The sequence below is a fragment of the Oceanospirillum beijerinckii DSM 7166 genome (assembly GCF_000422425.1).
Lineage (GTDB): Bacteria > Pseudomonadota > Gammaproteobacteria > Pseudomonadales > Halomonadaceae > Oceanospirillum > Oceanospirillum beijerinckii.
Genome location: NZ_AULT01000036.1, coordinates 18174 through 32884, shown reverse-complemented (window position 1 = coordinate 32884; position 14711 = coordinate 18174). Strand labels below are relative to the sequence as shown.

The following is a 14711-nucleotide window of genomic DNA, read 5'->3' as shown; positions in this document are numbered from 1 at the left end:
CGCGCTTGCTTTTACCGGCGTGCCGGGATACTGGTCATGCTTTACATGCTCCCCTTGTCCGGTTACGGGCAAACCCCTATTGGCAAAATTTTATTTGTACATGGCGATGCCGTTGTTATCAGTGAAGATGGCATTTCAAGAAAAGCACAAAAAGGCCATGACGTATTTCTGCGTGATCTTGTCGTGACAGAAAAGGCTGCCAGTGTACAGATTCAAATGCAGGATAAAAGTTATTTTGCTGTCCGGCCTGATAGTTCTGTGCGTTTGGCCAGATTTTCTTTTAACGGCCAGTCTAAGAACAACCAGGTAGAGACCAAAGTATTTAAAGGCGGTTTACGCTCTATAACAGGGTTGATTGGACAAAGAAATAAAAAACAGTTTGCGATCAGGACGCCCGTTGCAACCATCGGTATTCGTGGTACGGATTTAGTGGTGTTTCATGTCGCGGATAAGATCGAAGAGATGGAAAATAGTCCTCAGGGCAGTTATCTGTTGATTCAAGAGGGCAGCGGTGCACTGGAAAATGAATCGGGTACCCAGGTTCTCAAGCCCAACGAGGTGGCCTACGCTTCCAGCGCTGAGGATGTTCCCAAACCCTTAGAAGATCTGCCCGATATTTTTAAACAGCCCTCGTTTGAGGAAAGCCTGATTGGTATTAATTCCAATCGTTTCACTTTTTCTGGCCAGTTCTATATCACCGGTGGCCGGAGCGATCAGCTGATTCCTGTTGCCTGGGACGATCAGGAGGGTATCCGTATGATTCCTCTGTTCTATCATAATGCGCGTTATCAAGGCCTGGCGTGCTCAGGTTCGAGCTTCAAAAGTCATTTTAAGCATCTGAATGCGGATGTCCGGATGAATTATCATCTTTCAGGTTACTCTTATCTGTTTGCTGAGCTATCCGCACTTAGGCAGTATGTTTCACCGGATAATGAGGGTGATGCCAACCTGGGGCGCTTAGCGGGTAACCGACTGAGTGTCGGTGGATATTATGGTGTATCTCCTGAGGCCAAGGCCTGGGTACAGCTGGACTATGTGATTGCAAACAGTGATAAGGCCGACACTGGCACAGAGGCCATTCTGGCGCTTGAAGAATACCAAATTAGCCAGCTACAGGCGGGGGCAGATATTAAACTCAATGAACAAATCGCATTTTCGGGGCAATTCACCCGGGCGGAAGTTGATTGGGAGTTCATGCCCTTCACCCCTAAGTTGCAGCTCGATAATGCCTATCGTAGCAACAGCCTGGAGCTAGGGGCTCGCATCAGCGCTCAATCAGTACCGGTTAAACTCTATACCGGTTTAATCGCAAGTCACGTTCACTATGATGAATCCGGTGACCTAGGTGAAAAGGTACGCGGCTATGGTGGCCGGGGGCGTTTGGATTTCAGGCCCGTTAGTCCTGTAAATCTTTCTATGGATCTTTTGCTTATGAGACTTTCTCCCCGTTTTAATGATGAGAGTGATAGCGGAACAATGGAATATAGTGACAGGCTTCGTCAATTAACTCTGGGGGTTCAGTTGGATTTGAACACCAATGTACAGCTATCCGGTAGTGTGAGTCATCGACAGCTGGAACTGGAGCCTAGATCGACATTTAGCGGTGACTTAGATGCCTATAGTGGGCAGATTGGTGTGAAAGTTATGTTCTAGAGATTAGGGCTGGGGCCACTTAAACAGTGGCTCCAGCCCTGATCGGCAGGATCAATACCGGAGGCTTATTGAGATAAGCCCAGAGCCTTGACCGTTTCGATGTTGATATAAGGATCTGAAGGCAGGTTATGATCGGCCTGGAACTGATGCACCGCTTTCATGGTCTTTTCTCCGACAATACCGTCAATGGGGCCAGGTGAATAACCTTGATTGAGTAAGCGTGTTTGTATGCTTCTGATTGTTGATGTATCCATATTGCTTTCGCATAAAATGGCTCGCCATTCCATGTAACCAGGCTGGTCGATTTTGCTTAAGGTGATCTCATTATACTCGGCAGGGATGACGTGTCTGACCTGTTTTGCCGGTTCCAGCAATTTTTGCACCTGGATCGTCTGATATTCGGCTGGTTGTTTGACCGTCTCGGTTCGGGCGGGAGCGACAAGTACTTGCTTATCTAGTGTCTGATAAACAGCTGGGGTCTCAACGAGACAGATCTGATTGCCTGTACGGGTTTTTTTAGGTAATTGTTGGTTATTTATCTCATGCCAGGTAAAGGAGGTATCTTCCATCTTGGTTCGGGTAGTAACCTCCTGATATTGAGCAGCAACAGGTTGCTGATGTTGACTCGCGGGTGTCACCAGGGTTCTGACGCGCACTGTCTCATATTCAGCGGGAATCGCTATGGTTTTAACCGTTGCAGGTGTTTTGAGTATCTGCTTGCTCACGGTTTTATATTGGGCGGGCACATCCTTTTTGCACAGTCCTTCGGCACTATGAGCCGATAAGGTGCCAGCACAGGGCTCCCAGGTCACATGAGCCGGAATATCCAGTAGCTGCACCTCGACCGTTTCATACCGAGCCGGTATCTCTTCCAGTCGGGTGCTGGCCGCTTTGACTAACACCTTTTTTTCGACCCAACTAAACTTGGGCTCAGTACTGGTGAATAGCGTCGATGCCTCTTTAACAAGAATCTCTTCTTTCTGCTCATTATACCAGGCTGGGTGATAGTGCTCATGAAAGCACATGCCAGGTTTGGCGTTATCCAATTGAATACCGTGGGCCTGAGCCTTATCCAGCAGATATTTCTCCGCGGGTGGACTTTTAGGGTCGAGGCTGACCCGCCATTCAAGGCTGGCAGGGGTAATCAGCACTCGTTCCTGTACTGTTTTATACTGAGCAGGAATTGGGATGATTTTGTTACTGGCCGATTTGATCATGACCTGTTCAGTGTTGAGCTGAAACTTTGCCGGTACTGTTTCGATGTATTCGCTGCTTTCTTTAGTCAGAATTGATTTTGAATACTGTTGGTAGGTGGTTTCCACCCAGACGCGAGCAAAGCATTGCCCAGGTTTTGCACTGGTCAGGGTTGCCGGTAATGGTGGTGGTTGTGTCGTTTTTTGGATTTCCAGTGCGTGCTCTTTTTCTTTGGGTTGTGACCCTTTTATCGCTAAGGCCTTTTCCTGTTCTGCCAAGACTTGCTCTTTCTGCTGTAGCCGGTCAAGGTCCGTTTGTGAGGCAGGTTTTATCTGCTGGTTACTACAGCCAGCGGTAATGACCGCCGCGCTTAATAGGCTTAATACCTGTGCTATTGGTTTTTCCATCATAATCCACTTCAGCTTTAGGCGCTCTTGCTTGTGAGAATAAGGCTAACAGTATCAAACTGATTGCCCGCATCTGGAAATAATAGACGTTCACGAGGGAATAGAGGAGTCATCTAATGTCATTTTTCTGGAACCTTTTCACGTTTTGTCTGTTTGTTGGGGGATTACCTGTGTCTGGTGGTTCTTTATCGGTGTCGAGTTATTTATACTCAGGGACTTGGATATCAAATGTAGTGTTCTGATATCACACAAAGCGTAGTGCAGAGACAGCGATAGGGGATACAGGGTGATCATTCACGGCGATGGATTTACCGGCAATGAGGGCGTGACCAAACGTATAGTGCGTTGGCTATTGGTGTTGACGTTATCGCTATTTACATTCTCGCCAGCCTGGGCAGCAAATGATGAGGAAGTGCCTGAAGACGGTGAAGAGCTGACTGAAGAGCAGACTAAGCCAAAAGAGCCTCCTAAGCCTCACGTCAATGTTGATGCTGATGAAACCCGCGATTACTTCCTGGAACGTCAGGCTAATCCCAAAGAGATTATTAAACTACAGGCCCTGGATGAAGAAGCCCTTAGCCTATTTCTACCTGAGAATAGTGCGGTTGCTCAAGGTGCTATTCTGCTGTTGCATGAAGAAGATGCTCACCCTGACTGGCCAACGGTAATTAATCCTCTGCGTATTCTGATGCCGGATTATGGCTGGGCTACACTGTCTTTGGCTTTACCAAGCCCAGGTCCGGCGAAGCAGCCTGATCGCACACTCCCGGCTATTGAGGTTTTTGCTCAGATGCCCAAGAAAGAAGGCGAAGAAGAGGGAGAAGAAGGTGTTGCTGAAGAGGGGACTGGAGATGAAGAAGGTATCGAAGGAGAGGGTCCTGTAGAGGAAAAGGCTGGTGATGATGAAGAGGGCGATGAGCTGGGTGGTGAAGATGAAGCTCCACCTGCGCCGGCACCAGAACCGGAAAAACCAAAAGCACCGATTGACCTGCGTGTGAATGCCCGTATTGAAGCAGCTTTAGCTCAGCTGGGCTCGATGAACTATGAGCGTATTGTGCTGGTGGGGCATGGTACAGGTGCTGCCTGGATTCTGGGTTATTTGAAAGAAAGCCCGTTACCACCGGAACAAGCTCTGGTATTGGTGCAGCCACGCTTGCCTTACTATGATATTGCGGTGGACATTCCCAGTTTGTTAGGTGAACAGCAGCGTCCGATTTTGGATCTGTATTTTGCAGATACCAACCAAGCTAAGAGAATGGCCAAAGACCGTGCAAATTATGCCCGTCGATCAGGCAATCCGGATTACCGTCAAAGTCGTATATCGGGTAGCTCAGTGAATAGTCAGACCGATGCCCGTGGTCGTCGTATCGCACAAACGATTCGTGGCTGGCTGGCTTCCCGTATTTCCAGTGATCCAGAGCGTGAGGCGGAAGACCCCTACCTGAAAGGTGGGGAAGACAGTCTTTACATTTACCCAGGTGCACGCTCAGTGGAAACCTTTGAGGAAAATACTGAAAACGGGCAGCGTTCAGGCCGGACTATGATGTAAGGTTTTACAACGAGTCAGAAAATGAAAGCCCCATCACTTTATGTCAGGTATGTCAGGTGATGGGGCTTTTGGTGTTTGACATATATGCGTATAAAGTCAATTAGCCCAAATGTTGTGCCAGTGTTTCCAATCTCTCAGGTGTGCCCACATCCAGCCAATATCCTTGATAGTGTTCTCCACTGACTTTGTTTTCTGTCGCGGCTTGTCTTAATAAAGGTGCTAGTGGAATAGGAGTGGGTTGATTCATAGGGATCAGCTTAGGATCAATCAGACTAATACCGCTAAAGGTATACTGGTTTTCTGCTCTGTTTTGGACCTGGTGATTCAGCAAGCCAAAATCACCATTGGGATTATGTTCTGGGTTGTTGACCAATACTAAATGGGCTAATTGATCTTGAGCCAGTTTAAGCCGCCTGTCTTGAACCAGTTGGCTCAAATCAAAATCACACCATACATCGCCGTTGACCAGCAGAATGGCTTCATCGGCAGAGAGTTTGCCTGAACGCAGGGCTTGCTGCAGACCGCCTGCGGTTTCCAGCGGTTCAGGCTCATAAGATAAGCGGATCTCTGCAGGCCATTGTTTACTGACGATAAAGTCTTCAATTTGTTGGGCCAGATAGCTGGTATTAATCACGATGTGTTGGATACCGGCTTTAAACAGACGCTCCAGCTGATGCTCCAGCAGAGGTTTTCCTGCAACCTTTAACATGGGTTTTGGTGTGTGGTCCGTTAAAGGGCGCATGCGGGTGCCAAGACCCGCTGCCAGTATCATCGCTTGCATTATACCGGGACCTCTTGCTGAAACTGTTTTTCCTCTAAGGCTGGCTGAATACGGCTTTGCAGCCAATGGGTAAACTCTTCCAGTTGAGGGTAAGGTTTACAGTCTTCCAGCAAGTGGTCAAAAGTACGTGGAATATCTGCCAGATAACCGGATTTACCATCACGCAGCCACAGGCGGGCAAAGATACCGACTATTTTTAGATGGCGCTGAGCTCCTATCATATCGAAGTCTTCAACAAACTGTTTCTGTCTATAACCCGTCGGCATTTGTCCTTTTTGTTCCAGTTGGCACCAGAAGTGGTTTTGCCAGTGATGGACCTGATCTTTCGGCCATGTGATATAAGCATCTCTTAGCAGAGAGAGCAGATCATAGGTAATGGGGCCGTAAACAGCATCCTGAAAATCGATAATGCCGATATTGTGTTTGCCTTCGGGTGTCAGCATGAGGTTTCGGGAATGATAGTCTCTATGCACGGTGACTTTTGGCTGTGCCTGCGCATGTTCACTGAGGTAAGCGAAGGTGTTGTCGATCAGTTGATGATCCGTTTCTGTCAGCTCCAGAGCTAACCATTTTTGGCAGAACCATTCCCGGAACAGTTCCATCTCACGCATCAATAGAGCATTGTCGTAATGGGGGAGGTGCTGTCCCTGTGTTGTCTGAATCTGCAGGAGAGCGTCAATGGCATCCTGATAGAGCGGATTAGCCTGTTGGGCTCCTTGTTCCAGTAGAGGGAGCAGTTGCTGATCACCAAAATCTTCCAATAGCAGGAAGCCCTGTTTCAGGTCCTGAGCAAAAATCTCCGGCACAGCAACACCCTGCTGGAACCATTCTTTGGCAATAGAGACAAAAGGTGTGCAGTCTTCTTCCGGTGGTGGCGCATCCATCACAATGCGCGGACCTTGCTCGGTCTCCAAGCGATAATAACGACGGAAGCTGGCATCACCTGCTACTGACGTAAGCTGTGGATTGGTGTCGCCTGTCTGCTGGTTAAGCCACTGACACAATTGCTGATAACGGGGGTTCATAGCTACTCCTTACTTATGCGGTTATTATTGCAAAAGCTTTCCGGGCTGCCCATAGCTATCTGGCGACTGACAGAGTGGTTTTTAAAGAGACGGGAAGAGACAGGGTGATCAGAGTAATAACCTATGCTGGTTGAAATAAACTCAATAGATCAATTTAGCATGCTATTTGTTGTGAACTCCTTGTGTTGAGTCGTTATAATGGCGCGCTATTGTCGACGAAATAAGCACCTAGACAAGTGTGTTCTTCCATAGTATCAACCCTGTTTTTATTGCCAGATTTTCCGGTAGCAGGCTGAGAGGGAAAGGATTCAGTTGTTTGGAGCTGTAGTGCACTATTAAGGATTAAGTTTGAAACGGCCTGTGATACCTACTAATGCCCTCGTGAGCAGAAAATCGATCGGCAGTAAAAAGGCGTTAGCCATTGCCTTGGCCTCGGGGTTTTCTTTATCTGCTGCTTTTTTTTCAGTCGGGTCTGCCTGGGCTCAGCTTCTTCCAGAAGAAGATGAGAAATCCTGGGCTTCAGAGCAGTCCGATGCGGTTTCTGCTAAATCGATAGTGATTACCGAACCTGCGGCATCTGATTCAGATCTTGATCTGAATTCGGATCTCTTAGGTTGGATTAAGACCGGCAGTGATCGCAATCAGGGGATTTGTGGCGGTTATTATCTGCATCAGACTATGGTGCTGCCTGAGAATCAGGAGAGCATGGAGGTCACGGCTGATCAAGCGGAGTATCAGTCTGATGGCTCCGTGCTGTTAACCGGTGATGTGAGGGTGCGTTCTCAGCAAATGATGATGAGCACGGAAGAGGCATCAATCAATAAAGCGCGTACTTCTATTGAGACTCAGGGGACATTACGTTTAGTACAGCCTCAAGGTTTACTCGTAGGTAGTCGGGGACGTTTTAATCAAGATAGTGAGCAGTTTGAAGTGCATAACGCTCAGTATGTGCTGTATGAAAATAACTTCCGTGGTGCTGCAGAGCGTGTTCGTCACAATGAGAATCGGGTGTTAGAGGTGACCAATGGCAGCTATACCTCTTGTCCGCCTAATGACAATAGCTGGCAGTTGATTGGTCAGGATATTGAGTTGGACCATGACAGTGGTTTTGGTACAGCGAAACATGCCCGTCTTGAGCTGGGTGACGTGCCTGTTTTCTATTGGCCCTACTTTAAGTTTCCGATTGATGACCGTCGTCATACCGGCCTGTTGCCTCCTTCCGCATCCATTGACAGTAAGGGGGTTGAAGAGTTTAGCCAACCAATCTATCTGAACCTGGCTCCTAACTATGATGCCACGTTAACGCCGCATTGGTACCGGGAGCGTGGTCTACAGATGAATACAGAGTTCCGTTATCTTCTGCAGGAAAAGCATTCTGGTACGCTGCATTATAACTTTTTGGACTCAGATCCTGATTTTAATGATGAAAACCGTTACTTCTACTCCGCTGAGTCGGCGGGCTATATTCGCAATAACTGGGTTTATCGTTTGGACTACAGCAAGGCCTCGGATGATTACTATTTCCGGTCATTTGAGTCTGGTTTTGACGGCTCGAACATCGAAAAGCTGAATCAGCTTATTGAAACCCGTTATCACCAAGGTGCATGGACCTTCCGTGGAGCACTTGAAGGTTTTCAGGAGCTTGACCCCAATCTTACGGATGCAGAGCGGGAATATTACAAGCTGCCGCAGCTAGAAGCCAATGCCCGGTATTCGGATGGTAACGGTCTGACATGGGGGGCTAATAATCAGACTGCGCGTTTTTATCGTAGTATTGATGATGGCAGCGGAATTGCAGGTGATGTTGACAGCAACGGAGTGATCACCTGGAGCAGCGATATGTCTGCTCAACGGACCCATCTGGAGCCTTATGTTGGATATCGCAATGATCAGGTATGGGGGTTCTGGGCCGCTAATGCGCGTTTAGGTGTGTCCCATTATCAGTTAACTGACCAACCCGATGGTGTTGCTGATAGCCATAGCCGGATAGTACCTACAGTGTCTATGGACTCAGGGTTGATTTTTGAGCGCGAGATGGCTGCGTTTGACCAAACGTACACGCAAACCCTGGAACCGCGGCTGTTCTGGGTTTACTCCCCTGAAGAAGATCAGACTGATATTCCCGTATTTGATACCAGCGAATATCTTTTTGATGCTAACCAGTTGTTCCGTGATACTCGCTTCAGTGGCGTTGATAGGCAAGGAGATCTGCATAAGATCAGTCTGGGGTTAACCAGTCGTTTTCTTGATCAGCAGGGGCGTGAAAAGGTTAAGCTGATGGTTGGTCAGGCATTTTATCCTGAGGAACGCAGCGTAAATATGGACAGTGATCCTACTGTTGCACAAGGTTCTCAATACAGGCGTAGTGTCTCGCCTTTGATTGCTGAGGTGAATTATAACCCTTATCCTTGGGCTTCTCTTTCGGCATCAGGGCAGTGGAATACTCACGAACGCGGTTTCTTTTTAGAAAAGCGGGAGACGAAATTCAGGGCGCAGCATCCATCAGGGCTCTCTGTTTTATTGCGTCATACTAAGAGCTATACCGATTGTGCCATCAATGGCGGTTGTGCCGCAGGTATTAGCGAACCCTACGATGAAACGGCGGACTTGGGGTTCACCGCGCCGATTAATAATCAATGGCGTATTTTTATGCTGGGACGCCTGGATATTCAAGCTGGGGATTATATGGAGCAAATTTCTGGTTTAGAGTATGAAAGTTGTTGTTGGTTGTTAAGAATAGCCAATCATCAATATTATTCCGGTGACGATGTAGATGATCCGGATGCCTTTGAGGATAAGTTTAAAATTCAGCTGGTATTAAAAGGTTTTGGTGGTTTAGGTCGAGGGGAACCCTTTAACCGGGCCGCAGAGTACATTCCGGGGTACAACCCCATCTTTAAGTAATAGGCATTTGGACAAACGCTTTTCGCAATAGCTTTTTACAAGCGTACTCACGTTGTGAGTCGTTATGGAATTATTGTGAAGAACGTCTGATCTAAAAGTCGATGAGCGTCGGCCTAGCGGCCGGAATACGATATTTTGTGGTGAATTGATTTAAGCGGGAATTATGAGAAAGATAGCCCAACTCTGCCTTGTAATGGGGCTGGCTTTCAGCGCTGTATTACCGGTCCAGGCCCGTGAAGTACTGGATCGTGTGGTTGCAGTGGTGAACACAGAAGCTCTGATGCAATCTGAACTGGAAACCAAAATGGATTCTGTTTATCAGAATCTGCGTCAGCGAAATATTTCACCTCCGCCACGGGACCAGTTGCGTCAGCAGGTACTGGATCGTCTCATTCTGGACACCATTCAGCTTCAGCAGGCGAAAAAGTTGGGTATGCGTGTACAGGAGCAGCAGCTGATGCAAGCGTTGGCCAGTGTGGCACAGAAAAATAAGATGACGCTGAATCAGTTCCGCCAGGTGCTGGAAAGCCAGGGTATTCCATTTGATAGTGTACGTGATCAGATCAGTCGTGAATTACTGATCTCTCAACTGCGCCAACGCAGTGTGGGGAGTCGGGTGCGTATCTCTGATCAGGAAGTCGATGCGTTTCTGGCCCAGGAAAAAAGTGAACTGAACTCGACGGATTATCATCTGCAGCAGATCACGATCCGTTTGCCTGACAAGGTGACACCGCAACAGGTAGCTGAAGCGGAGCAGTTGGTGCAGAGCAGTTATCAGAAATTGATCAATGGTGAAGATTTTACTCAGCTGGCGATTCGTACCTCTCAGGATGATTTCGCTCTGGAAGGTGGCGATATGGGATGGCGTCGCGGTTCTGAACTGCCGTTGTATATGGCTGATCCGGTCCAGTCTTTAGGGATTAATCAGATATCCCTGCCTCTGCGTAGTCCCGCGGGCTTTCATATTGTCAAATTGCTGGAAAAGCGCGGTGGCCCATCCAAGCTGATCACAGAAACATTAAGCCGCCATATTCTGATCTCTCCAACAGCACTGCGTAGCGAAGCCGAAGCCCGTCAGTTGATTCGTTCTCTGCGTGAGCGGGTGAAAAATGGTGAAGACTTTGCTGAATTAGCCCGTAATTACTCAGATGATAAAGGCTCAGCTGGTGATGGTGGCAGTTTGGGGTGGGCTGGTCCAGGCAAGTTTGTGCCAGCATTTGAAGCAGCTTTGAATATCACGCCAATTGATGGCTTAAGTGATATTGTGCGGACTCAATTTGGTTGGCATATCATTCAGGTTAACGGCCGTCGAAGCCAGGATATTGGTGAGCAAGTGTTGAAAGAGCAGGCGCGTCAGCAGCTGTTTAAGCGTAAATTTGATTCGGAGCTGGATAACTGGCTGCGAGAGATGAGAGCCGCAGCGTATATCGAGGAAAAGTAATGAGTTTATCCCTGGTCATTACGGCGGGTGAGCCAGCGGGTATCGGCCCGGATGTGGTGCTTAAGCTGGCGGTTAATTGGCAAGCGGCGCAGGATAACCTGGCCTGGAGTGGCGTAGCTGTTGATCAACTGCGCCTGGCGGTCATCGCTGATCCGGATATGCTGGCCCGTAGGGCGAAGCAGTTAGGGCTGGATGTAACTTTTGTGCCAGTTGATGCAGGTGCCGAGCTGCCTATGATGCAGGCCCGGCAGTTGGCCGTGATTCCGGTCCCGATGGTAGAGAAAGAGCAGCTGGGGTTGCTGAATGTCGCTAATGCAAGCTATGTGTTGGAAACATTAAAACTCGCCTGTGATGGTTGTTTGAGTCAGCGCTGGCAGGGTATGGTGACAGCTCCTGTGCATAAGGGCATCATTAATGATGCGGGGGTGGCCTTTTCCGGTCATACTGAGTTTCTTCAGGAACGCACCGGTTCAGAGCAAGTAGTGATGATGTTGGCAACGGCCGGCTTGCGTGTGGCTCTGGTCACCACTCATTTGCCATTACGGGAAGTGGCTGATGCGATTACTGGTGAGCGTGTAAAGCAGATCAGTCGTATTCTCTATCGCTCATTACAACAGGACTTTGCCGTTACTCAACCCAGGGTTTTGGTGTGTGGCTTGAACCCTCATGCGGGCGAGGATGGCCATCTGGGTCGTGAGGAGATTGATATCATCATTCCAGCCCTGCAGGAACTGGCTGATGAGGGGATCAATCTGACAGGCCCTCTGCCAGCGGATACCTTGTTTGCTCAGCATCATCTGCAGCATGCCGATGCCGCATTGGCAATGTACCATGATCAGGGATTGCCGGTGCTAAAACATGCAGGGTTTGGTAAAGCAGCCAATATTACATTAGGTATGCCGATTGTACGTACTTCGGTGGACCATGGTACTGCTCTGGATCTGGCTGGAACCGGCCTGGCTAATGAAGGCAGTTTATGGACTGCCTTGGGTTATGCTGCTTTGATGGCGCAGGCACGCCAGGCTATCGGTTAAGTTTCAGAAGTTAAGTTTCAGAAGTTAAGTTTGAGGATAATCAATGGCTAAAAAGCCACAGCAACACAGAGCCAGAAAACGTTTTGGCCAGAACTTCTTGCAGGATGAAGGCATTATTCGGCGTATCGTTGGTCGCATTGCGCCCAGAGCAGACCATCATATGGTGGAAATTGGTCCTGGTATGGGAGCGTTAACTGAAATTATTCTGGAATCTGCTGAACGTCTGGATGTCATTGAGCTGGACCGGGATCTGATTCCTGGTCTGAAGGTTCAATTTTTCAACTTTCCTGGCTTTGAGATCCATCAGGCAGATGCACTGAAGTTTGATTTTGCCTCTTTAATGGATGACGGCAAGCCTTTGCGTGTGGTGGGTAATTTGCCCTATAACATCTCCACACCATTAATTTTCCATCTGCTGGATCATAAAGGTGTCATTCAGGATATGCACTTTATGCTGCAGAAAGAGGTGGTCGAGCGTTTGGCTGCCACACCGGGTACAAATGATTGGGGCCGTTTAGGTATTATGGCTCAGTATCTGTGTGATGTTGAGGCGTTGTTTATTGTACCGCCAGAAGCCTTTGATCCTATGCCAAAGGTTGATTCTGCGATTGTACGCCTGACACCTTATCAGGAGCTACCGCATCCAGCCAAATCGGTAGAATGTCTGGATAGTCTGGTACGTAAAGCTTTTGCTCAACGTCGTAAAACATTGAGAAATAACCTGAAGGGTATGTTGGATGTGAGCGATCTTGAAAGTTTGGGTATTGATCCTGGACGTCGCCCAGAGACTCTGAGCTTGCAGGAAGTTGTCGCATTAAGTGATTGTTTAGCGGATAAGTTGAATAAATATGACTGATCAATCAGCGGTCAGTAGTCTGGTCGAAGTGCAGGTGGAGCCCGGCTTTATCCGCTTTGATGGCGATAAAGAAGAGAAATATATTTTTAATTACAAGGTGACTATCACCAACCGTAATAAAAATAATATCCAGTTGGTGAGTCGAGCCTGGATTATTACTGATGGTAATGGCAAGGTCAGTGAGGTTAAGGGCAAAGGTGTGGTCGGTGAGCAGCCTATCATTGCCCCAGGTGAGTCTTTCCATTATACCTCAGGCTGTGTGTTTCCTACGCCAATTGGCTTTATGCAAGGGCACTACAGCATGCTGGATATTGAGATGGATAGCTATTTCACGGTTGCAATTCCAGTGTTCCGTCTGGCACAGCAGGCGTCATTGCACTGATTAATCTCTTGTTCAGTATTTATTAACTGAGAACCACTGTCTCGACGGTGGTAATCGTTTCAGAACGGCTTTCTGGTCCCTCTTTTATTGGTTTAAAGCATACTCTTCTAATTACTGTGCTTGGGGCCTTAGCAGTATTTTGGTTTTGGATTATCGTTCGATGAAGGTTTTTGCTGTCGGTGACCTACAGGGATGCTTTAGTGAGCTGGAGCAACTGTTAGAGAAAGTAGAGTTTGACCCCAATCAGGATCAGTTGTGGTTGGCGGGTGATCTGGTGAACCGTGGTCCTGAGTCCCTGGAAGTACTGCGTTTTGCATCATCTATGGGCGACAGTGTTAAAGCGGTTTTGGGCAATCATGACCTGCACTTATTAGCCATCGCCTTTGGTGGTGCCAAGGTGAAACGTTCAGACACCCTGGAAGCAATTTTAACGGCCCCTGACAGAGATGAGTTACTGGATTGGCTGCGTCATCGGCCTCTGTGTCATTATGATGAAAAGCAAGGTTATGTAATGACCCATGCGGGAATTCCGCCAATCTGGAGTGTTAATGACACTCTTAACTATGCCAATGAAGTGGAGCAGGTGCTGCGTAGTCGCCAATGTAAAGCTTACTTTAAGGCGATGTACGGCAACTATCCTGATATTTGGCAAGATGACCTGGTAGGTTTTGATCGCCTGCGCGCAATTACTAACTACTTGACTCGTATGCGCTTTTGTACACCACAAGCTCAGCTTGAGTTTGCTAGTAAAGAGGGGCTGGAGCAGTGCCCTCCTGGTTTTGCTCCTTGGTTTGATTATCCTCGTCAGAGTGAAACCCCCATCATCTTTGGTCACTGGGCTGCATTAGAAGGTCAGGTTGATCGGGCTGGGGTTTATGCACTTGATACAGGCTGTGTTTGGGGGGGGCGCTTAACCGCATTGAATTTAGCAACAAAAGAGCTGATTTCGGTAAACAGCCTGCAGCATCGACACTTCTGAGTTTTGATCCTGATTGGGTAATAACCTTACTTTTATAATTAGTATTTTCTTATATTGTGTTTTGATTGCGCCCTTCTATAATGAAGGGCGTTTAATATTAAAAGGTTGGCCTGATGAGTTTTCAATTTATGGACCCGGCAACGCTGGGTGAGCGTCTGGATAACGGTACGAGAACGGTTATTGTTGATATTCGTGACCCAAACAGCTTTGCAGCAGGTAATATTAGTGGCTCCCTGCATTTGGACAATGAAAATGTGCAGGCGTTTATTGAGCAAAATAATAAAAGCCAGCCGGTCGTGGTATGTTGTTACCACGGCAATAGTAGTCAGTCTGCAGCACAGTTTCTGTTTGAGCAGGGTTTTACCGAGGTATATAGTCTGAATGGGGGCTATGAGCAGTGGAAGGTTAGCTTTCCTCAGCACTGCAGTTAAACGAAAGCCCAATGATGGCTTCGTCCTCGTATTGGTCGTTTGTCTATACAGATTAAAAAAGCGGTGGGCATGACC

At 48.0% G+C, this 14711-nt stretch carries 12 protein-coding genes; 9 read left to right on the top strand and 3 right to left on the bottom strand.

Annotated features, from left to right (window positions below; genetic code table 11):
- The first annotated feature begins 36 nt into the window (after positions 1-36).
- Complete coding sequence (locus H579_RS0111915) at positions 37-1653, top strand: FecR family protein (protein WP_211224711.1); 1617 nt, start codon at positions 37-39, stop codon at positions 1651-1653.
- A 65-nt stretch (positions 1654-1718) separates the two neighbouring features.
- On the opposite strand, the gene H579_RS0111910 is transcribed toward H579_RS0111915, so the two are convergent.
- Complete coding sequence (locus tag H579_RS0111910; protein WP_169449708.1) at positions 1719-3254, bottom strand: peptidoglycan-binding domain-containing protein; 1536 nt, start codon at positions 3252-3254, stop codon at positions 1719-1721.
- A 286-nt stretch (positions 3255-3540) separates the two neighbouring features.
- Between H579_RS0111910 and H579_RS0111905 the strand changes: the two genes are divergently transcribed.
- Entirely contained in the window at positions 3541-4803 is a 1263-nt protein-coding gene (locus H579_RS0111905; protein WP_028300867.1) for a DUF3530 family protein, read from the top strand.
- Positions 4804-4903: 100 nt separating this feature from the next.
- On the opposite strand, the gene murU is transcribed toward H579_RS0111905, so the two are convergent.
- Together murU and H579_RS0111895 are read right to left on the bottom strand one after the other, a co-directional pair.
- Positions 4904-5584, bottom strand: coding sequence for an N-acetylmuramate alpha-1-phosphate uridylyltransferase MurU (murU, locus tag H579_RS0111900; RefSeq protein WP_028300866.1), 681 nt, complete (start codon positions 5582-5584; stop codon positions 4904-4906).
- On the bottom strand, positions 5584-6609 hold the full coding sequence (locus tag H579_RS0111895; RefSeq protein WP_028300865.1) for an aminoglycoside phosphotransferase family protein: 1026 nt from the start codon (positions 6607-6609) through the stop codon (positions 5584-5586). The genes murU and H579_RS0111895 overlap by 1 nt, the downstream gene beginning before the upstream one ends.
- A 381-nt stretch (positions 6610-6990) precedes the next feature.
- Between H579_RS0111895 and H579_RS0111890 the strand changes: the two genes are divergently transcribed.
- From H579_RS0111890 to glpE, 7 genes are all read left to right on the top strand, one after another.
- Positions 6991-9513: an LPS-assembly protein LptD gene (locus tag H579_RS0111890; protein WP_157834610.1), complete on the top strand. Its 2523-nt coding sequence runs from the start codon at positions 6991-6993 to the stop codon at positions 9511-9513.
- Between the two features lie 163 nt (positions 9514-9676).
- Positions 9677-10954: a peptidylprolyl isomerase gene (locus H579_RS0111885; protein WP_036566178.1), complete on the top strand. Its 1278-nt coding sequence runs from the start codon at positions 9677-9679 to the stop codon at positions 10952-10954.
- Positions 10954-11988: a 4-hydroxythreonine-4-phosphate dehydrogenase PdxA gene (pdxA, locus tag H579_RS0111880; RefSeq protein ID WP_028300862.1), complete on the top strand. Its 1035-nt coding sequence runs from the start codon at positions 10954-10956 to the stop codon at positions 11986-11988. The genes H579_RS0111885 and pdxA overlap by 1 nt, the downstream gene beginning before the upstream one ends.
- 43 nt (positions 11989-12031) lie before the next feature.
- On the top strand, positions 12032-12844 hold the full coding sequence (gene rsmA, locus H579_RS0111875; protein ID WP_028300861.1) for a 16S rRNA (adenine(1518)-N(6)/adenine(1519)-N(6))-dimethyltransferase RsmA: 813 nt from the start codon (positions 12032-12034) through the stop codon (positions 12842-12844).
- Positions 12837-13226 (top strand): Co2+/Mg2+ efflux protein ApaG, encoded by a 390-nt coding sequence (gene apaG / locus H579_RS0111870; protein ID WP_028300860.1) that lies wholly within the window; start codon positions 12837-12839, stop codon positions 13224-13226. Before rsmA ends, apaG begins: the two co-directional genes overlap by 8 nt.
- 160 nt (positions 13227-13386) lie before the next feature.
- Entirely contained in the window at positions 13387-14205 is an 819-nt protein-coding gene (locus H579_RS0111865) for a symmetrical bis(5'-nucleosyl)-tetraphosphatase (RefSeq protein ID WP_028300859.1), read from the top strand.
- A 113-nt stretch (positions 14206-14318) separates the two neighbouring features.
- Positions 14319-14636 carry a thiosulfate sulfurtransferase GlpE gene (glpE, locus tag H579_RS0111860; protein ID WP_036566176.1) on the top strand — a complete coding sequence of 106 codons (318 nt, stop codon included), beginning with the start codon at positions 14319-14321 and terminating at the stop codon, positions 14634-14636.
- Positions 14637-14711 lie beyond the last annotated feature (75 nt).